Below are 19,704 nucleotides of genomic sequence, written 5' to 3' on the forward strand. Positions count from 1 at the left end.
CGGCCGGGACCGGTGTCGCCGTCATTGCGAGTGAAACCTAGTGGCCGAACAGCTGCTTCATGATGTCATCGATAGGCGGAGGCTTGTCTGGGGACTGTTGGCCCCGAGACGATGAGCCTTGGGACGGCTGGCCCGCGGAGGGCGGCCCGCCGGGGGCGGGGCTGGCTCCGCCGAGACCCTGCCGGATCAAGGTATCAAGAGTCTCTCCGAGATTGGGACCGGATTTGTCGGAACGTTCAAGCCCGCTTTGGCCGAACAGTCCCTGTCCCAATTCCCGAAGCCTCGCATAGGCGGCTGCGGGATCGTCCAGAATGCCGGCGACATCCGGATAGATATGTGGCTCGGTCCAGGTTCCTTGCACGACGACCGGAATGCCGAGGCCGATCGGATCGGCACGACCTCCTTGACCCTCTGCGGTCATGACGAGTTTCGGTTCAACACGGAACGACAGCGTCTTCGCGCCGAGATCAACGGTGCCGGCGCTGGTCATCCGCACCAGCGGCCCGGCCAGAAACAGGTCATTCGTGGCGGCCTTTCCCTGAGCAATAGTTGCGGTCGCGCTGAGTTGCGACAGGTCGGTGGTCTGGTCCGGGCGCTCCTGCCATCCCGACAGGGTGCCCGACGTCAAGGCGCGGATCATTTTGGCGATATTGAGGTTGCGGATCGCGCCGTCGCGGACATCGACCGAAGCCGTCCCAGCCAAGCTCGCCATAATCGCGCGCAGACTATTGCCGCTGGCCTGCACGTCGGCCGTTGCTCGCATCCTGCCATCGACATTGGCGAAATCCGCAAGGCCCGACAACAGCGGCCGCGCGCGAACGCCGGTCAGGTCGGCCCGAAGCGCGTAGGATGGATTGTTTGTCGATGCATCGATCGACAGCATGCCATTGGCCTGCCCGTCATATGCGCCGAGGTTAGAAAATGAAGCTTTCAGAACGCCGCTGGCGATGGTGGCGTTGACCGAGGCCGGCGCAAAACGCGCGGAATCAAACGTCAGTTCGGCCGCTGAAATCGTCACTTGCGCATCGACATAGTTCAGCCCGCTGACATCGATCGGCGTATCGCTCCATGGCTGCGCGCCGGATCGCAGTGCAGGAGGTTGGTGCGGTGCTGCGCCAAGATCGAACCGTTGAAAATCGAGATCGACCTTCACGAGCGGCTTGCTCGCAAGATCGACCGATGCCCAGCCGTTGAATTTGCCGTCGTCGAGCGATCCCGACAGGCCATTGATGAGAAGTATCCCACCGTTGACTCGGACCTCGGCTTTGGCTGTCAGCCGGCGTGTCGGCGAACCGGAAACTTGAAGCGTCAATTCCGTCGGGATATTCCGGCGCCAGAGCTCGCCTGCGGGCGGGGTCGCGGCGATGGTGAATGTCAGCGGCCGGTCGACGGGACGCGCATCGCCGGTGATGTTGATTTTCCGGTCGGCACTGAGCGTCACGCTCGCGTTGACATCGCCGACGCGATCTTCCGAGCCGGTATGCGGATCGAAGAAAACGATCGTGCCATTGGAAACCGTCACCCGGTCGATCGGAAATGCCGTGTCTTCCGACGTATCTTCAGAGCGGTCCGGTCCGGGTGGGACGCTGGTGCGGGTGCGTTCGCGCAGCATCGGCAGCCGCAGCGTCGGATGGTCGATGGTCAGTTCCGAAACTTTCGGAGCCCACGACAGCAGGCTCGCAAATTCGAGAGCAGCGCGAACTTCCCCCACGGCAAGCTGTGCATCGGTCGCGGCGCGCCCGGGACTGTCGAGCGTGACATTGTGCAGCACGAGGCTGAGCGACGGCCACATCCCGATTTCGGTCTTGCCCTTGATCGCAATCCGGTAGCCGGTGTCGCGCGCGATCCGGTCCTGCACGAGCGAGGTGACGAAAGTGGAAGGGATCCCGGTCATGAACAGCACGATCACCATCGCGATCAGGCAGGTTGCGGCGGCGCCTGCGATTTTCAGTGCTCTCATCTTGCCATCTCGGAAAACGGGGAACTTGCTCGCAACCGTTAGCGATTGAAGGACAATTTCTGCGGAATGCGAAGATGTCGTGTCAAAGTCGCCCGGACGGGCTGCAAAGTTCTGTGACTTATGACACACTCCGGCGCAGCTTGGTCGGGCATATTGAAGGGCGGGGCGCTTTGGCGCGTCAGCGAACTCATTTAGTTTTTTCAAATGGTTCTGAGATCAACTCTGCCGGAAAGGGCAGGGTGGTCGACCTCAAGGGTAAATTGCGATGAGCAAGCAGTCGGAATTCGCGGTCATTCTCAAAATGAACCCGCTGTTTTCGGATCTCGGCGCCGATGATCTGCAACGCGTGGCGGCGCTTTGCCATACCGAGCAACTCACCGTCGGCGAGGTTCTGTTTCAGAAGGGCGATGACGGCGATGCGCTGTACGGCGTGCGCCGCGGCCAGATCCGCATCGAGACCGGCGCCTCGGATGGCGGCCGGTTGACCCTGAATTTCCAGGGACCGGGAGATCTGTTCGGCGAAATCGCCGTGCTTGACGGGCAGTCCCGCACCGCCGACGCGGTAGCGGGCGAGCCGACCGAACTGTTTGTCCTGCGCCGCGGCGATCTGCTGGCGTTCCTGGAGCGAGAGCCGAAAATCGCGATTCGGCTGATCGAACTATTGTGCCAGCGCATCCGCTGGATCAGCGAGCGCATGGAGGAATCGGTGCTGCAGCCGCTGCCGGTGCGGATGGCGCGCCGGCTGTGCGCGCTGGCCGACGACTACGGCTCGGAAGTTCATATTTCGCAGGAGCAGCTTGGCGTTTATGTCGGCGCGGCGCGCGAGAGCATCAATCGCCAGCTCCAGCAATGGCGCAAGGACGGCATTCTCGATCTGCAGCGCGGCCGCATCCTGCTCAAGAACATGAGCCGGCTGACCGCCGTTGCGCGCAATGCATAACGCGCGCGATTATTCCGCGCTGGGCGTGCGGACGATATTCGATGCGTCACGTTCGGTGACGGCCCGTTCGGTGGCCTCGGCGCCCGAGGTCAACAGCCTCTTGCCGTAGCGCCAGATGAACGCGCCGACATCGTCCATCATCATGAACATGGCAGGGACGAACACCAGCGACAAAATTGTCGAGAATATCAGACCGCCAATGACCGCGAGCGCCATCGGCGAGCGGAATTCACCGCCGGCGCCGAACGCTAGCGCACTTGGCATCATGCCGGCGACCATCGCGATGGTCGTCATCATGATCGGGCGGGCGCGCTTCATGCCGGCATCGATGATCGCTGCGTCGCGCGCGCTGCCCTGTCGGATCGATTCGACAGCGAACTCCACCAGCATGATGGCGTTCTTGGTGACGATGCCCATCAGCATCAGGATGCCGATCCAGACCGGTGTCGTGAGCTGCTTGCCGGTGAGCAGCAGGGCCATGATCGCGCCGCCGATCGACAGCGGCAGCGAGAACAGGATGGTGATCGGCTGCAGGAAGGTGCCGAACAGCAGCACCAGCACGGCATAAACCATCATGAGGCCGGCCGTGATCGCGGTAGCGAATCCTTCCGACAACTCGTTCAGGCTTTCAGCGTCGCCTGAAGGATTGACCTTCACGCCCTTCGGAAGGGTCTTCATTACGGGCAGATCATGGATTTTTGCCGTTGCATCGCCGAGCGCGGCGGTGCCGACCAGGTCGGCTGCTACCGTGGCCTGCCGCTGCCGGTCATAGCGATTGATGCTGGTCGGACCCTGATCCAGCCTGATATCGGCAACGACCGAGAGCGGAACGTGACCGCGGCCGCCGCCGATCGGCACGCGAAGCTGCTCCAGCATTTTCAGGTCGGAGCGGGCGTTGTCTTCGAGTTGCACGCGGATCGGAACCTGGCGGTCGCCGGCATCGAACTTCGCCAGCGCCGGGCCGACGTCGCCGATCGTCGCGACGCGGATGGTTTGCGACAATTGCTCGGTCGATACGCCAAGACGCGCGGCGAGATCCGCGCGGGGCTGGATACGCAGCTCGGGGCGATCGAGCGATGTCTCCGGCGTGATGTTGGCGATCAGCGGAATGCGCTTCATCTGCGTCGCCAGCTCGTTCGCAACATTGCTGACGATGCCGATGTCGGGTCCGGTCACCACGAGCGATACCGCGCGTAGGCCGTTCTCGTCGAGGAACCAGTAACGGATGTCGGGAATGCTTTCGAGTTCTTGCCCGATCGAGAGTTCAAGTTCGCGCTGGGTAATGCTGCGCTCTTGCTTGGGCGTATAGTTAATGATCAGGGATGCGCGGCGCACTTCCTGAATTCCGGGCGGCACGCGCCCGCCGTCGACGAATACGCTCTTCACCTCCGGACGCTTGCGCAGCCGTGCCGCGATGGTTTCCGTCACCTTCTCGGTGTAGGCGAGCTGCGATCCCGGCGGCAGCTCCATCGCCAGCAGCGAGCGTGCGGTGTCCTGCGCCGGCAAAAAGCCCTGCGGCAGAAGCTTGATGCTCCAGATTGAGGCCGCGAAGATCGCAAGTCCAATCAGCACGGTGATGTAGTAGTGCCGCACTGACCAGGTGACGAGGCTGGTGTAGGCGCGCAGCACGGGGCCGGGCGGCGGAGCCTCATGCGGATGATCTTTCATGAAATAGGCGGCGAGCACCGGCGTCACGAAACGCGCGGCCAGAAGCGAGAAGAACACCTGCACCGACACGGTGATGCCGAACTGCTTGAAAAACTGCCCGGCGATGCCCGACATGAAGCTCGCCGGTGCGAAGATCGCGATGATGGTGAGGCTGATCGCGATCACAGCGAGGCCGATTTCATCGGCGGCTTCCAGCGCTGCGCGGTAGGGCGACTTGCCCATCCGCATGTGGCGCACGATGTTCTCGATCTCGACGATGGCGTCGTCGACGAGGATGCCGGTCGAGAGCGTGATAGCGAGGAAGCTGACCAGGTTCAGCGAGAAGCCGAGAAGGTCCATCGCCCAGAAGGCGGGAAAGATGGACAGCGGCAGCGAGATCGCGGCGATGATGGTGGCGCGGATATCGCGAAGAAACAGGAAGACGATGATGACGGCGAGGGTCGCGCCCTCGAACAGGGTCGAGATCGCCGCTTCATAGTTGCCTTTGGTGAACTCGACGGAGGTGTCGATCAGCTTCAGATCGACATCGGGATATTGCTCTTTCAGCGCGTTGATCCGCTCCTGCACGGCCTTCGCCACCACGACGTCGCTCGCGCCCTTGGAGCGTTTGATGCCGAGGGCTACGACAGGCTCGCCGTTGAAGCGGGCGAAGGTCCGGCGGTCCGCGATGGTGTCGGTCACCGTGCCGAGATCGTCGAGCCGCAGTTCGCCGCCGGCAGGCAGCGAAATCATCGTCCCCGCCAGCTCGTTGATGGTCTTGGCGCCTGCAAGGGTTCGGATCGCCTGATCGTTCTGTCCGATTTCCGCCCGCCCCCCGGCGACATCGACGTTGATGCCGCGCAGGCGCTGGCTCACATCGACTGCCGTCAGTCCGGCCGCGCGCAGGCGGTCTGGATCGAGTGACACCAGGATTTCGCGCTCGACGCCGCCGATGCGCTCGACCTGGGCGACGCCGCGCACGCCCTGCAGCGCGCGCTTGACCACGTCGTCGACGAAATATGACAGTTGCTCGGGCGTCTTGCCCGGCGAGATCGCGGCGTAGGTGACGATCGGCAGCCCGATGACGTCGACGCGCTGGATCAGCGGCTCGTTGACGTTCTGCGGGAGATTGGCGCGGACGCGCGTCACGGCGTCCTTGACGTCGTTCAGCGCCCGGTCGGTATTTGTCTCCAGCGCGAACTGGATTGTGGTCAACGACAGGCCGTCGGTGATCGACGATGAAATATGCCGGACGCCCTCGACGCCCGAGACGCCGTCCTCGATGGTCTTGGTGACCTGCGCCTCCAGTTCGGCGGGTGCGGCGCCGAACTGGGCGACCGCGACCGAGATCACGGGAATATCCGCACTCGGCAGCCGCGTGATAGCGAGCTTGGTGAAGCTGACCCAGCCCAGCAACAGCAAAATAATCGAGAAGACGACGGACGGAAGCGGATGCCGGATCGACCAGGCCGAAACATTGATGGTCATCAACGTGCTCGCGATCGATCGAGGTCATCCGGGAACATGGCTTTGACCCGGTCGCCGTCATGTAGTGAGGTGCCGGCATCGGCCACAACGATTTCTCCGACTTTCAGGCCTTCGAGAATTTCGACAGCGGTGTCGGACGTCAATCCGACGCGAACGCGTCGCGTCTCCACGATGTCTCCGTTCACCACCTGAATCGCGCGCTGCTCGATCGCCGAGCGGGGAATCGCCACGCCGCAACTGCGCCTGGCATCGATGCTGGCGCGCGCGAACATTCCGATCCGCACCGTCGGATCTGCGCTCAGGGAGAGCCGGACGTGACCCATCTGGGTCTTGCGATCAATTTCGGGCGATACCAGCCGGACGTGCCCGACCAGATCAGGCCCGTCCTCGCGGCTGACGCGCGCGCTCGCGCCCGGATTGAGCTTGAGGACATGGATCGAAGGCACCTCAGCATCCAGTTCGATCTCGTTGTTGACCGCAATTCGAAACATCGGCCCGGCCTGCTGCGAGGCCGGCGCTCCGACGACGGTGCGAACCTGGGTGACAAGACCGGCCGCAGGTGCACGCAGGACGACCGATCCCGATTTGCTGCCGGGCGCCGCCGTCAACCGGGCCAGTTCCTGATTCAGCGTGACGATGTCGCCCTCCCGGACGAGCACGTCGGTCACATGCGACCCTTCCTGGTCCGGGCCGACCACCGCTTGCTGGCGCGGGACGACGAAGCCGGTCACACGGACCATATCGGAAAAGCAGGCGTTGGTCGCCCGGGCGACGGTTACGAGGACGCCGCCGGACGGCCCGCTGTCATCGGCGGACCACGACGGGCTCACGACACCGATCGTTGCCGCCAGCATGCCGAACAACAGGCCGCAGGCGGCCTCACGCACGCATCGCGGCCCATATCTGGAATCCGAAAGTCGCCTCACCTTGCAATTCTCTCATTGGCACTCCGCGTGCCTCGATACGGTGATATGATGGGTGATCATTGATCGGTTGGGAAAAAATGTTTCAGCGCACGCCGTAACCGGCAAACTCCTTCACGATGTCAGGGTCCATGGCCTTGGCATTGGCGATGTCCAGATTACCCTCCGCGACCGCGCCGCTGCGCTGCCTGGCGAGACCTCTTCCGTAAAGCGACGAGGTCAGCCTTGGGTTGATCCTGAGCGCTGCGTCGAAGTCCGCGATCGCGTCTTTGTTCGCTCCGCTCTTCAGGTTGAGCAGACCGCGGCTGTCCAGCGCATCGACGAAGTCCGGCCGCAGCTTGAGCGCCTCGTCGCAATCGCGCCGCGCGGATTGCAGGTCGCCGATCACTGTCCGGGTCCAGCAGCGATTGTTGTAGGCTTCGACGTCTTTCGGATTGAGCCGGATCGTGGCATCGAAATCCTTGATGGCCAGCGCATAGGCACCCTTGCTGGCATAGACCTGTCCGCGCCGGTACAGCGTGCTGGTATCGTTGGAATTGGCAGCGAGTTTGTCATTCAGTGACTTGATTGTGGGATCGTCGGCCAGCGCAAGCGCAGTCTTCCCGTCATCCTGCGTTTGCGGCGGCGTCGCCACCGGAGGCTGTGTGGCGTGGCCGGGTGACGGTTCAGACGCCGAAGGCCCGGAAGCAACGGTGGGTGGCGGGGACGGCGGGGTGGATGCAACGGGCGGCGGGGCGACCGGCGGCAGCACAACGGGCGAAGGCAATGGCGCGGGCTCCGGGCGAAGCGGTAACGGCGGCGCTGCGGCGACGGCGGGTTTGCCTTGCTGGCCGGGAATGAAATAAAAATCCTCGGCCAAAGACGACGAAATCCACGGCACCTGCTCGGCGCGCGACGCCCGCGTCACGCCGACGCGGGTGCGGTTCAGCGTTTCCTCGGCTGTCAGGTCGGGGACGCGAATCTCCTTCAGCAACTCGCTGACGAACAGACTGTGATCCGTGCTGGCATCGCTGACCACCGAGCTCAACGCCGCCGAATACATCACCAGCGTTCCGCTCGGCGCGATCACCGGCGCCAGACCCGCTGAAAAGCTGCGGAAGCGGCGCTCGAACGGATTGCGGCGGGATGCGTCGAGCAGCGCGATCTTGACGCCGGCGCCGCGGTTGTTGATCTCGCTCAGGATGGTCTCGAGACTGAAGCCGTCGCGGCGGACGTCCGCTTCGGTCCAGATCTGCGCGTCGACCGGGATGAGATAGCTCTGGCGTCCGGACTGGATGCCGTATCCGCTGACGAAAATCAGCGCGACGCTGCCGGGCTTGATGCGGCTGTAAAGACGCTTGAGCGCAAGGCGAATGCCCTCGCCCGTCAGATTCTCGCCGGTCTCGACGTCGAACCCGTCGTGCTTGAGTTCGTCGGCAATATCGCGGGCATCGTTGATCGGCTCTTTGAGCGGCGCTTCGCTGTCCGGATAGCTCGCGTTGCCGATAACGAGCGCGACCCGCGCGCTGCCGTGTTCCGTCGCGTCCGATGCGGTCGCCGGCGCAATCGCGGGCAACATCGTCAGCATCAGCACGGCCAGGCCAGCAACTCGAAGGTTCATGCGACGCCAGTCCACCAATCAGATGTCATTTCAGTCCGCGCCGTCGCGACCTTATATGACGCTATCCGTGTTTTCAAACCGGTGGTGCGGCGCTTGTCAACGTCTGGTGTCCCAGCATCATTTATTCGTGGCCTGCTCTTTCGCGGCCATGTTGACGACCTCGACGCGACGGTTTTCCGAAGCGAGCGGGTCTGAGGGATTCTTGTATCCCTCTTTTCCATATCCGGCGGAGACCAGGTTAGCCGCGGGAATGTGATACGTCTCAGTGAGGAAGCGCTTCACGGCTTCGGCCCGGCGTTCGGAGAGATCGTGGTTGTAGGCGTCGGATCCCTTGCCGTCGGTGTGGCCGCCGAGCATGATGACGGAGCCTGCGAGTTCGTCGCTCGTCAGCGCCTTCCCGAGGCTGTGCAACTGCGGTTCGGTGCGCGGGGTCAAAGCCGCGGAATCGAAATCGAAATTGATGTCTAGGTCAATCTTCGGGCGTTTGGCGGCAATCTCAGCCAGATGATCGCGGTCGCCCATGGATAGCGAGCGGGTCTTGCCGCGCACGCTTTTGACGAAGTCCAGATCGCTCGGGGTCAGCGCTGGCTGTGCGGGCGCGCTCAGGCTTCGCGTCTTCGAGACCTTCAGCCCATCGATGATCTGCTGCGCGGAAAGGTCGCCGGCCGAGACGCTCTGCGGTGCTGCGATCACCGTCAGGCCGGCCACAAGGATAGCTATCCTCGCGCCTTTTGCGGATATCGTCTGAATCGACATGATCGTCTCCTTAATCATTCATGGTCCGCGCCTTGCGATGCGGGCGGTCGCTGCCGCACTCTGTGCCATGGCGTTCGGGCCTTACTGTGACCCGCCTCACAAAGACGCCGAACTCAAAAAATGGCTTGGTGCGGCACGACGGTCTTGATTTGACGCTAACCGGCCGGGATTCGTTCAAGACTATTCAATGCACGGCGGAGCTTCAATGCTGGCGCGGGACGACCTGGATCGACATTGTGCGTCGGTGCTTGGGGCGAGGGAACCCGCGCTGGGTTTGCGCGTTTCCTTGATCCAGCCCAAGACAGCGCCCGTCGGGAGGGTGATCCTCATCAGCACCGCCGTCGGCGCCGGCGTAAAATGCGTCGTTGAAACGATCGAAGGACCATCATTGCAGGAACGTATGGACCGTATCGTCGAGACGGATATTCCTGCGCGTCTCGACAGCCTGCGCTGGAGCACATTTCATACGCGGGTCGTGACCGCCCTCGGAATCACCTGGATACTGGATGGACTGGAGGTGACGCTCGCCGGCGCGTTGTCCGGCGCGCTCAAGGACAGCCCGACGCTGCGCTTCACCAACTTCGATATCGGTCTCGCCAGCAGTGCCTATCTCATCGGGGCTGTGCTTGGGGCGCTGGGTTTTGGCTGGCTGACGGATCGCATCGGGCGCAAGAAACTTTTTTTCGTCACGTTGGCTCTTTATCTGACCGCGACGGCGGCAACCGCGCTGTCATGGGATATCGGCAGTTTCGCACTGTTCCGGTTTCTCACGGGCGCAGGCATCGGGGGCGAATACACTGCGATCAATTCGACGATTCAGGAACTGGTGCCGGCGCGTTATCGCGGATGGACGGACTTGACGATCAACGGCAGCTTCTGGATCGGCGCCGCGCTCGGTGCGGTCGGCGCGATCGTCCTGCTCGATCCGCAAGTCATCGACCCCGAGCTGGGCTGGCGGCTCGCATTCCTGACCGGCGCGGTGCTGGGCCTTGTGGTGTTTGTGATGCGACTATGGATTCCGGAAAGCCCGCGCTGGCTGATGGTTCACGGACGGCCGGAGCAGGCGGTCCGTATCGTCGCCGACATCGAACGAATGGCGGTTCGCCATTCGGATGCGCCCGCCGACGGGGCGTGGCCGACGATCCGGCTTCGAATGCGCGACCACACGCCGCTTCGGGAGGTGGCGCAGACGCTGTTCCACGCATACCGGCAACGGTCGCTGGTCGGCCTTGCGCTGATGATCGCGCAGGCGTTCTTCTATAATGCGATCTTCTTCACATACGCGCTGGTGCTGTCGACCTTCTTCGACATCCCGGCGGATCGGATCGGCTGGTATCTCCTGCCGTTCGCGGCGGGTAATTTTCTGGGACCACTGCTGCTCGGCCGGCTGTTCGATACGGTCGGACGCCGCGCAATGATCGCATTCACCTATGGGATAAGTGGTATTCTGCTGGCCGTATCAGGCTATCTCTTTGCCACCGGCGTTCTGACCGCGCAGACGCAGACGATTGCGTGGATGGTGATTTTCTTCTTTGCCTCGCCGGCTGCGAGCGCGGCCTACCTGACCGTCAGCGAGACGTTCCCGCTCGAGGTCCGGGCGCTGGCGATCGCGATGTTTTATGCCGTCGGGACGGGAATCGGCGGCGTCGCCGGCCCGGCGCTGTTCGGCGCCTTGATCGACAGCGGCTCGCGTGACAGCGTGTTCGCAGGATATTGTGTCGGATCGGCATTGATGATCGCCGCCGCGCTGATTGGCTGGCGATACGGGATTGCCGCCGAGCGGCGTCCGCTCGAATCGGTGGCGTCGCCGCTCGCCGTTGTGGAGTCACGATGAATCAGGATTTAATGGAAACCGTGCCGAAGAAAACTGCTTCCGTAGTCGATGACGAACCTCATATGCCGCCGCTGCGCACATCCGCGCTGTTGCTCGATATCGACGGCACGCTGCTCGATCTCGCGCCGTCGCCCAGCGAAGTTCGTGTGCCGCCAAAGCTTGCGACGTCGCTGGCGCGGCTGCTGTCGCGAACGGATGGCGCGCTGGCGCTGGTCAGCGGGCGCTCGCTCAGCGATATCGACCGGATTTTCGCGCCGATGCTGTTTCCGGCTGTCGGGGGCCATGGCGCGGAGATGCGGATTTCGACAGAAAGCGAGGCAGTGGCCGCGCACGCCCCGCCGATGAATGCGGATTTGATTCGGCGTTTTGCAGCCATCGCCGAACTGCACTCCGGCATATTGGTGGAGAACAAGGGCTACTCGCTGGCACTGCATTTCAGAAAGGCTCCGGAGGCCGAGCAGTCGATCTACGATGCGGTTTCGGTAATCCGCGCCGACCTGCCGAACGCGCCGATCGAGGTGCTGCCCGGCAAGCTCGTGTGCGAGATCAAGCATTCCGGATTCACCAAGGCGACCGGCGTGACCGAATTGATGGCTCACGAGCCGTTCAAGGGGCGGCGTCCGGTCTTCATCGGCGATGACGTGACCGATGAAACGGTGTTTGCGATCATGCCGGACATGAAGGGCCTCTCGTACTCCGTGGGCCGCCGCGCCAAGGGCGTCGACGGCCACTTTCAAGCGCCCAGCGATGTCAGAGCCTGGCTCGGCCGTCTTCTCGACGACGAACGGGCGGTCGCGGAATGATAGATCATGGCCTTGATCTTGCCGTCATAGGCAATTGCCGCACGGCCGCGCTTGTCGATCCGACCGCGCGTCTGGTGTGGTGGTGTTTTCCGCGCTTCGACGCTGATCCGGTGTTTTCGCGCCTGTTAGCTGGAGATGAAGAAAAAGGCTTCAGCGATGTCGTGCTGGACGGCATGGCCGATTTCCAGTCGGAATATGTCCGCAATACCGCAATCGTATCCACGGTTTTGACCGACCGCCACGGCAATGCAGTGCGCATCACCGACTTCGCGCCGCGTTTTCGGCAGTATGGGCGCATATTCCGTCCGCCGCAGTTGTTTCGCATCATCGAGCCTGTCGCGGGCCTGCCCCGGATCACGATTCGCATACGGCCGACGCACGCCTACGGCAAGCCGCTCAAGCGGCACTCGATGGGCAGCAATCACATCCGCTACTTTGAAGACGACGATACGGCAATCCGCGTGACCACCGACGCGCCGCTGGCCCTGATCGAAAACGAGACGCCGTTCGTTCTGACGCGGCCGATGCATCTCGTGTTCGGCAACGACGAAGCCTTCCCTGGCGATCTGGCGTCGACCGCCCAGCGTTTCGCCGAGGAGACCAAAACCTATTGGCTGAGTTGGGTGCGCCGCCTCTACATCTCCTATGAATGGCAGGAAGCCATCATCCGCGCGGCCATCACGCTCAAACTGTCGAACTTCGAGGAGACCGGCGGCATCATCGCCGCACACACCACTTCGATTCCGGAGGCACCCGGCTCGGGCCGCACCTGGGACTATCGCTATTGCTGGCTGCGCGATGCCTATTTCGTCGTCAAGGCGCTCAATCGCGTCGGCGCGACGCGGACGATGGAGGACTTCATCGGCTTTACGCTGTCGATTGCATCGAATGCCGATGAGGATCTGAAGCCGGTCTATAGCGTAGTTCCGAATCTGCCGCTGGACGAGTGGGTTGCTGCCGATCTTCAGGGCTATCGCGGCGACGGGCCGGTGCGTGTCGGCAATGCCGCGGTCGACCAGAAACAGCACGACACCTACGGCAGCGCCATCCTGGCGGCATTGCCGCTGTTCTTCGATCGCCGGTTGCCGCGCCCCGGCGACGAAAGTCTATTTGCCCTCCTTGAATCGCTTGGCCACAAGGCGGCCAGGGTTGCGCTGACGGGCGACGCCGGCATCTGGGAATACCGCGGTCGCCAGCGCGTTCATACCCACTCCGCGGCGATGTGCTGGGCCGGGGTCAATCGGCTTGCGGCCATTGCGGAACGGCTTGGCCTGGCGGAACGCGCGGCGCACTGGAACGCGGTCGCCGATCCCCTGCACGCCGAACTGCTCAACCGCGCCTGGAACCCGAAGCGCGAGGCCTTTACCGCCGCGTTCGGGTCCGACGATCTCGATGCGAGCGTGCTATTGCTGCCCGAACTCGGTGTTTGCGAGGTCGACGATCCGCGATTCGTGAAAACCGTCGCCGCCATGGAACGCGAGTTGCTACGCGAAAAGCACGTCATGCGCTACGCCGCGGAAGATGATTTCGGTGTTCCAGTGACTGCGTTCCTGATCTGCCGGTTCTGGTTGATCGACGCGTGGTGGGCGCTCGGCAGGCGCGAGGAAGCGCGGGAGGCCTTCGTGGATGCGCTTGCACATCGCAATCGTTTCGGACTCCTGTCGGAAGACATCGATCCGAAAACCGGCGCGCTATTCGGGAACTTTCCGCAGACATATTCGATGGCGGGATTGATCCTCACCGGCATGAGATTGTCGCGGAACTGGGAAGATCGATATTGGCGCAGTTGATCGAATGAAAGACACTTGTCGTAAACATCGATGCGACAACGAATTCTTTCTTCAATGACTGGCTTCAATGACGGGGAACTTTGAGTATCGTTCTATCTTGCCCGAATTTGGCGTCAATTTGGTTGGAAGGAGGCGAGGAACCATATTGATGAACGAGCGTTTATCTGACGGGCGCAAACCAGGAGGGGACCCTGTGAACCTCGTTGTCGTTTCGAATCGCGTGGCACGCGCGCGGGCCAACGAGCCCTTGACGGGCGGCCTTGCGGCGGCGTTGTTGCCAGTTGTTGAAAAATCAGGTGCGATTTGGGTAGGTTCCAGCGGTCGTGTGCGCGATGGGTTGCACAAGGACTCATTCGCAGAAGTTGAAGCCCTCGGCGCAGGAGCGCTGGCGTTACTCGATCTGCCTGCGGCGCATTATGGCGGATATTATGAAGGCTTCGCCAATTCGGCGCTGTGGCCGGCGCTGCACTCCAGATCCGATCTCATTAGCGCGTCGCGGGACGACTATCAGTCGTACCGTGAGGTCAACGCCTTCATGGCGCGGGCCTTGATGCGTTTCCGCAAGCCGGACACCGCATTCTGGATTCAGGATTATCATTTTCTGTCATTGGGTGCCGAACTGCGCGATCTCGGCGTCCGCAATCCGATCGGTTTCTTCCTGCATACACCGTGGCCCGGGCGCGCGATCATCGGCGCTGTTCCGCATCATCGCGAATTGGTCGAGGCGATGCTTGCCTACGATCTGATCGGTTTTCAGACCGACGACGACTGCGAGAACTTTCTCGGGTACCTCCAGTCCGAGCTTGGCCTGAAGATCGATGACGGCGTCGTGACGTCGCGCTACGGCAAGTCGCGTTGCGCAGTGTTTCCGATCGGAATCGATGTAGAGAAATTCACGGTGCAGGCCGCCAAGGCCGTCACCCATCCCGACGTCTCGCGGTTGCGCCGCAGCCTGAACGGCGAGCAGCTGGCGATCGGTGTCGACCGTCTGGATTATTCGAAGGGACTGGTGAATCGGGTCAACGCATTCGACCGCATGTTGACTTCGCAGCCTGGGTTGAAGCGCACCGTGTCGCTGTTGCAGATCGCGAACCCCTCCCGCGGCACGATCGAAGCCTATGGCAACCTGCAGAGCGAACTCGCGAAACTCGTCAGCGACGTCAATGGCCGCCATGGCGAGGCCGACTGGATGCCGATCCGTTATCTCAACCGGGGATTCAATCAGACGGTGCTGGCGGGGCTCTATCGAACCGCGCGGGTTGGTGTGGTGACGCCGCTGCATGACGGCATGAATCTCGTCGCCAAGGAATACGTCGCAGCGCAAAACCCGGCCGATCCGGGCGTGCTGGTATTGTCCAAGTTCGCAGGCGCGGCGAACGAGTTGCAGACAGCACTGCTGGTCAACCCGCACGAAATTGATGGAATGGCGCGCGCCATCGCAACTGCATTTTCGATGCGGCTGACGGAACGCCGGATGCGCTGGGAAGCCATGATGCGGAAGCTGCGCGCCGGAACCATTCAGCAGTGGTTTACGGATTTCTCCGACGCGCTCCAGGATGCCCACGTTTCAAACAGGGAATCGACAAGCGAGCTGCCCGCTGTCGAGTCGCCGAAATCATGGCCGCTGCATGTGGTCGGCTCGCGCAGCGGCGCGCGTATTCACTAGATCACGATGACTTTGGATCGAATCGATCCAAAGTCATGGACGTGATCAATTCCAATATTTTGAGAAGCGGCATGCGGGCGGAAACCGCCACACATTTTTCCTCATCCCGCTCTAGTAGCAATAGGAAACGCCGTCGAGGATCGCGCAGCGCGTCTTGTTCGGCGCGTTGGGGTCGTCGAGAGGCACTACGCCGCCTTGCTTGCCGACGAACACACCTTGTCCGACGTGTACTGACGACTTGTTTCCGATGATGACGCTCGGATGCGGCGACGGACTCGAGCGCGTCCCGTCGGGCCAGATGATTTCATCGCCTGAGAGAATGCCGCGGCGCCCGTCGTTGCAGCTCACCACCGGGCCATCGTGTTTACAGACCTGCGCCGTCGCCGGTGCGACCAGTGCCGCCGCCGCGAAGCTGGCTGCAGCGACCAGGGCGATGCGGGTCATCTGGTACTCCCAGTACGCAAGAAGGCTGCCGGCTCAACGGGTGGCATCGGTTGGCTGATCCTATCAATCGATTCCTGACGGGAGCAAATCGTCGGAACGGACCATCATGGCCCGAAAATACATTATATCATTCATATATTTATGGAAAATACCGGTTCCGCGCCGCCGCTCTCTTGCAAAAACCGGCACGCCCCGTCATGAGAAGGCGCCCGGAGAGATGGCCGAGTGGCTTAAGGCGCACGCTTGGAAAGCGTGTGTGCGGGAAACCGTACCGTGGGTTCGAATCCCACTCTCTCCGCCAGAATACATTGAAAATGCTGGATTTATTAAGTGTTTTCGCCTCACACCCGTCGTGCAACCCATCAATTTCCCGCTGGTCGAATGGTGAAAACGTGCGGGTGAAAAAACTCCATGACCTAAAACAGTGGCTGACCGTGGCGGATGCAGCGCGCTATCTGAGCATCCTATTCGGTGAAGATGTCACCGACGCAGATGTTTTCCGGCTCGGGTTGGACGGGCAGCTCAGGCTCTCGGTGTATTTTGTAAACGGCGCCCGCGGACGCTGTGGTCCCGTCGTCTCGGGCAGCGACGCGAAATCAACCATAGAATGGACCACGCCGAAACAAGATCCCGAAGGGACCCACGGTCTCGACGAAGACGCGGTTCGTGCCCTCACTGAGGCTAATTTGATCAGTGAGGCTGATCTCGCCGATGGGATCACTGTGGTTAATTTCGCTGCTTGGGTGCACGGACTGCTGCTGGGAGACGGCAAAGTACTTGAGTATGCGGAAAAAACGGTACTGCTCGACGGTGTCTGGGACTTGACGATGCTGGGTCACGAGCGGCTAGAGGTCGAGCAAATCTATCAGTCTTTGACGGGCGGCCCTGAGGTTGACATGTCCTTCCAGGATGGCCAGCTAGACCACCCAATCGTATCTCGGGAAGACGGCACGTACTGCCAAATTCACGAGCGCAATGCCTCTGCCCATTATCGGCCGGCTGCTTGCCTACCTGTCGATAGCGTTATTGTCGTTCGGACCTCGGCGCTTCGTGATCTTGAAGCCCGCCTCTCGGAGCCAGACCAGAGAGCGGACAAGCCGATCGCACGCCGCGAACGGGCAACCTTGTTGGTGATGATCGCTGCCCTGGCCCAGTTGGCCAAGATCGACGTAAGCAAGCCCTCCGGCGCCGCCACGGCAATAGAACACCAGTCCGCCCTGATGGGGGCTCGCGTCGCCGCCCGCACCATCGAAAATCATTTGAAGCACATCGCCGAGGCCATCGAGGGACGCAGCGCGTAGCGGACCGAGCTGTCTAGCGGCCCCTTGGCCGTTGGTCGAGGGACAAAGACGTTTTCGCGATAACCGCAATTGCGCACGTCGGCTCCGCAATTGCGCCATCCGCGTTGTGATCTCCTATCTGTCAATCGGCGCCGAAGTTTGACCCCGTATCGGCGTCCAAATTTGCCCCCTTTGATCGACGAGATTTAGCGGTAGCGCTCGGTCCGTCGGAGCTGGCCGGGATTGCGGAGACGGACCGAGCGCGGGTTGTTTGATCATCGTCGCGGCTTTTGAAGCGCCAGCTGTCGTTGCCGGTTTCGACGATGTCGCAGTGGTGGGTCAGACGATCGAGCAGCGCGGTGGTCATCTTGGCGTCGCCGAACACGCTGGGCCATTCGCCGAAGGCGAGATTGGTGGTGACGACGATGGAAGTGCGCTCGTAGAGCCGGCTGACGAGATGGAACAGAAGTTGTCCGCCGGATTGGGCAAATGGCAGGTAGCCGAGTTCGTCGAGGACGATGAAGTCCATTCGGGTCAGATGCTCGGCGATACGACCCTGCCGTCCGTTGCGGGTCTCGATCTCGAGACGATTGACGAGGTCGACGACGTTGTAGAAGCGCCCGCGGGCACCGGATCGAATGCAGCTTCGGGCGATGGCGATAGCCAGATGGGTCTTGCCGGTGCCTGTACCGCCGACCAGAACGGCATTGCGTTGCTGGGCGATGAAGCCACCGCCGGCGAGATCATTGACCAGCGTCTGGTTGATAGGGGTGCCCTCGAACTGGAAGCCATCGAGATCCTTGGCGAGCGGCAGCTTGGCGATAGTGAGCTGGTATTTGATCGAACGCGCCTGCTTCTCGTTGATCTCGGCATTGAGCAGGTCGCCGACAATGCGTTGCGGTTCGTGCTGGCGCTTGACGGCGGTCGCCATGATCTCGTCGAAGGCGGCCTTCATGCCATAGAGCTTGAGTTCGCTCATGAGGTCGAAGAGTTGAGTGCGTTCCATCAGACCGGTCTCCTGAGGTTGTCGTAACGGGCACAGTCAGCGATCGGCGCATGGCGCAAGGTCAGCGCCGCCGGGGTGAGGATGTTGGCTGGTGGCGCCGGCTCACGCTGGCGGGCGAGGATGTTGAGAACGACATCGGCGGAATGGACACTGTGGGCGATCGCCTCGGCACAGGCGGCCTCGACTGCCGGCAGTCCGTCGGTCAGCACCGCGTTGAGGATGTCGACCATCTGCCGATTGCCATCGTCGGCACCGGCGAGCTTGCGCCGCACACGCTCGATCGCGGCCGGCAGCACCCAGTCCTTGAACGGGGCGCCGTTGCGCAACGCGCCGGGTTTGCGAGCCAGCACCGGCACATAATGCCAGGGATCGTAGGTCGTCTCGCCGCGGCCGAAGGAACGCGGATGCTCGGCGACGATGCGTCCGTCCTGGCGGATCACGATGCGGTCGGCATAAGCTTGCACTTCGACGGGCCGCCCGACGGCGTTGGCCGTAACCGAGTATTTGTTGTTGTCGAAGCGCACCAGGCAGGTCTTCGAGACGGATGCCGGCACGGCATGGAATCCATCGAACCGGCCGGCATAGGGAACGAGCTTCGGCCGCTCGGCTTCGAACACTTCCCAGATCGTCTGTTCGGTCAGTTCCGGATGACGGTGCACCTTGGCGTAGGCGATGCACTTATCCAGCAGCCAGGCGTTCAACTCGTCGAGGGTTTTGAACCGCAGCCGCGGCGTGAAGAAGCGCTCCCGGACCAGCCCAACCTGGTTCTCAACCTGGCCCTTCTCCCAGCCCGAGGCCGGCGTGCAGGCGACCGGATCGACCAGGTAATGGCTGCACATCTGCATGAAGCGGCGATTGTAGAGACGCCCTTTGCCGACGAAGATCGTCTCCACCGCGGTCTTCATATTGTCGTAGATGCCGCGGCCGCAGGTGCCCTTGAACAGAGCGAAGGCCCGGTCGTGGGCGTCGAACCACCATCTCCTGCGTCTCGCGTGGATAGGCGCGAGCGAACAGCATCCGGCTGTGACAGAGCCGGACATGAGCGACCTTCACGATCACCGTCACGCCATGCAGCAGGACAACCTCATGGCTCCAGTCGAACTGGTAGGCTTCTCCCGGTGCAAAGCTCAGCGGGACATAGGCCGCCGCCGTCGATTGTCCGCGCTCCTGGCTCCACCGTCTGGCGTAACGTCGCACAGCATCGTAGCCGCCGTCATAGCCGCGCCCGCGAAGCTCTTCGAAGACCCGGATCAGCGTCAGCTGTTCGCGAGCGGACTTCGCCGCGTTCGACGCCAGCAATCCGTCGAGATCAGCGGCCCATCGCCCCAGCTTCGGCCGCGGCTGCACCGCACGTTCGTACTCGAATGAGGTCTCCCCAGACCGCAACACCTTGCGGACCGTGTTCCGCGACACCTTCAGGTCGCGTGCGATCTCCTTGATCGTCTTGCCCTTGATGAAGTGCTCGCGGCGTATCCGCGCAATCGTCTCCACGATCAGCATCCCCAACCACCTGCTTCGTTCCAAAGCAGGCAGCGCAACAGACCAACCTATCGGGGGTCAATTTTGG

13 protein-coding genes, 1 tRNA gene and 1 pseudogene are annotated in these 19,704 nt (G+C 62.1%); 7 read left to right on the top strand and 8 right to left on the bottom strand.

The window, feature by feature from the left end; translation table 11 throughout:
• Window positions 1-37: 37 nt before the first annotated feature.
• Complete coding sequence (locus tag ACSZOQ_RS18535) at window positions 38-1,960, bottom strand: AsmA family protein (protein ID WP_439923862.1); 1,923 nt, start codon at window positions 1,958-1,960, stop codon at window positions 38-40.
• Window positions 1,961-2,225: 265 nt separating this feature from the next.
• Between ACSZOQ_RS18535 and ACSZOQ_RS18540 the strand changes: the two genes are divergently transcribed.
• Window positions 2,226-2,900, top strand: a complete 675-nt coding sequence (locus tag ACSZOQ_RS18540) for a Crp/Fnr family transcriptional regulator (RefSeq protein ID WP_439923863.1) — start codon at window positions 2,226-2,228, stop codon at window positions 2,898-2,900.
• Between the two features lie 9 nt (window positions 2,901-2,909).
• On the opposite strand, the gene ACSZOQ_RS18545 is transcribed toward ACSZOQ_RS18540, so the two are convergent.
• The 4 genes from ACSZOQ_RS18545 to ACSZOQ_RS18560 all read right to left on the bottom strand — a co-directional run bounded on the left by ACSZOQ_RS18545 (window position 2,910) and on the right by ACSZOQ_RS18560 (window position 9,314).
• Window positions 2,910-6,035, bottom strand: a complete 3,126-nt coding sequence (locus tag ACSZOQ_RS18545) for an efflux RND transporter permease subunit (RefSeq protein WP_439923864.1) — start codon at window positions 6,033-6,035, stop codon at window positions 2,910-2,912.
• Window positions 6,035-6,922 carry an efflux RND transporter periplasmic adaptor subunit gene (locus ACSZOQ_RS18550; protein WP_439923865.1) on the bottom strand — a complete coding sequence of 296 codons (888 nt, stop codon included), beginning with the start codon at window positions 6,920-6,922 and terminating at the stop codon, window positions 6,035-6,037. The genes ACSZOQ_RS18545 and ACSZOQ_RS18550 overlap by 1 nt, the downstream gene beginning before the upstream one ends.
• Window positions 6,923-7,043: 121 nt before the next feature.
• Window positions 7,044-8,558, bottom strand: a complete 1,515-nt coding sequence (locus ACSZOQ_RS18555; protein WP_439923866.1) for a caspase family protein — start codon at window positions 8,556-8,558, stop codon at window positions 7,044-7,046.
• A gap of 117 nt (window positions 8,559-8,675) precedes the next feature.
• Window positions 8,676-9,314, bottom strand: a complete 639-nt coding sequence (locus ACSZOQ_RS18560) for an OmpA family protein (protein WP_439923867.1) — start codon at window positions 9,312-9,314, stop codon at window positions 8,676-8,678.
• 400 nt (window positions 9,315-9,714) lie between these two features.
• Between ACSZOQ_RS18560 and ACSZOQ_RS18565 the strand changes: the two genes are divergently transcribed.
• The 4 genes from ACSZOQ_RS18565 to ACSZOQ_RS18580 all read left to right on the top strand — a co-directional run bounded on the left by ACSZOQ_RS18565 (window position 9,715) and on the right by ACSZOQ_RS18580 (window position 15,407).
• Window positions 9,715-11,148, top strand: a complete 1,434-nt coding sequence (locus ACSZOQ_RS18565) for an MFS transporter (protein WP_439926137.1) — start codon at window positions 9,715-9,717, stop codon at window positions 11,146-11,148.
• On the top strand, window positions 11,145-11,951 hold the full coding sequence (gene otsB / locus ACSZOQ_RS18570; protein WP_439923868.1) for a trehalose-phosphatase: 807 nt from the start codon (window positions 11,145-11,147) through the stop codon (window positions 11,949-11,951). Before ACSZOQ_RS18565 ends, otsB begins: the two co-directional genes overlap by 4 nt.
• The gene (locus tag ACSZOQ_RS18575; protein WP_439923869.1) at window positions 11,948-13,741 is read left to right on the top strand and encodes a glycoside hydrolase family 15 protein; all 1,794 of its coding nucleotides are present in this window, start codon (window positions 11,948-11,950) and stop codon (window positions 13,739-13,741) included. Before otsB ends, ACSZOQ_RS18575 begins: the two co-directional genes overlap by 4 nt.
• 193 nt (window positions 13,742-13,934) lie before the next feature.
• Window positions 13,935-15,407, top strand: coding sequence for a trehalose-6-phosphate synthase (locus ACSZOQ_RS18580; protein ID WP_439923870.1), 1,473 nt, complete (start codon window positions 13,935-13,937; stop codon window positions 15,405-15,407).
• 111 nt (window positions 15,408-15,518) lie between these two features.
• Here the strand turns inward: ACSZOQ_RS18580 and ACSZOQ_RS18585 are convergent, their stop codons facing one another.
• Window positions 15,519-15,851 carry a hypothetical protein gene (locus ACSZOQ_RS18585; protein ID WP_439923871.1) on the bottom strand — a complete coding sequence of 111 codons (333 nt, stop codon included), beginning with the start codon at window positions 15,849-15,851 and terminating at the stop codon, window positions 15,519-15,521.
• Window positions 15,852-16,062: 211 nt separating this feature from the next.
• On the opposite strand from ACSZOQ_RS18585, the gene ACSZOQ_RS18590 reads away from it, so the two are divergent.
• Window positions 16,063-16,152, top strand: a tRNA-Ser gene (locus tag ACSZOQ_RS18590).
• Window positions 16,153-16,165: 13 nt separating this feature from the next.
• Window positions 16,166-17,152 (top strand): hypothetical protein, encoded by a 987-nt coding sequence (locus tag ACSZOQ_RS18595; RefSeq protein ID WP_439923872.1) that lies wholly within the window; start codon window positions 16,166-16,168, stop codon window positions 17,150-17,152.
• Window positions 17,153-17,273: 121 nt separating this feature from the next.
• On the opposite strand, the gene istB is transcribed toward ACSZOQ_RS18595, so the two are convergent.
• On the bottom strand, window positions 17,274-18,137 hold the full coding sequence (istB, locus tag ACSZOQ_RS18600; RefSeq protein WP_439922720.1) for an IS21-like element helper ATPase IstB: 864 nt from the start codon (window positions 18,135-18,137) through the stop codon (window positions 17,274-17,276).
• Window positions 18,138-18,145: 8 nt separating this feature from the next.
• Window positions 18,146-19,637 (bottom strand): annotated as a pseudogene (istA, locus tag ACSZOQ_RS18605) (IS21 family transposase); the annotation flags it as partial.
• Window positions 19,638-19,704 lie beyond the last annotated feature (67 nt).

The sequence above is a fragment of the Nitrobacter sp. JJSN genome (assembly GCF_051912485.1).
In the GTDB taxonomy this organism is placed as follows: Bacteria; Pseudomonadota; Alphaproteobacteria; order Rhizobiales; family Xanthobacteraceae; genus Nitrobacter.

Bases quoted from the DNA above. Each gene is read 5' to 3' on its own strand.
- ACSZOQ_RS18540 (WP_439923863.1), top strand. From the start codon at position 2,226: ATGAGCAAGCAGTCGGAATTCGCGGTCATTCTCAAAATGAACCCGCTG.
- ACSZOQ_RS18565 (WP_439926137.1), top strand. From the start codon at position 9,715: ATGGACCGTATCGTCGAGACGGATATTCCTGCGCGTCTCGACAGCCTG.
- otsB (WP_439923868.1), top strand. From the start codon at position 11,145: ATGAATCAGGATTTAATGGAAACCGTGCCGAAGAAAACTGCTTCCGTA.
- ACSZOQ_RS18595 (WP_439923872.1), top strand. From the start codon at position 16,166: ATGCTGGATTTATTAAGTGTTTTCGCCTCACACCCGTCGTGCAACCCA.
- ACSZOQ_RS18575 (WP_439923869.1), top strand. From the start codon at position 11,948: ATGATAGATCATGGCCTTGATCTTGCCGTCATAGGCAATTGCCGCACG.
- ACSZOQ_RS18555 (WP_439923866.1), bottom strand. From the start codon at position 8,558: ATGAACCTTCGAGTTGCTGGCCTGGCCGTGCTGATGCTGACGATGTTG.
- ACSZOQ_RS18535 (WP_439923862.1), bottom strand. From the start codon at position 1,960: ATGAGAGCACTGAAAATCGCAGGCGCCGCCGCAACCTGCCTGATCGCG.
- ACSZOQ_RS18560 (WP_439923867.1), bottom strand. From the start codon at position 9,314: ATGTCGATTCAGACGATATCCGCAAAAGGCGCGAGGATAGCTATCCTT.
- ACSZOQ_RS18585 (WP_439923871.1), bottom strand. From the start codon at position 15,851: ATGACCCGCATCGCCCTGGTCGCTGCAGCCAGCTTCGCGGCGGCGGCA.
- ACSZOQ_RS18545 (WP_439923864.1), bottom strand. From the start codon at position 6,035: ATGACCATCAATGTTTCGGCCTGGTCGATCCGGCATCCGCTTCCGTCC.
- istB (WP_439922720.1), bottom strand. From the start codon at position 18,137: ATGGAACGCACTCAACTCTTCGACCTCATGAGCGAACTCAAGCTCTAT.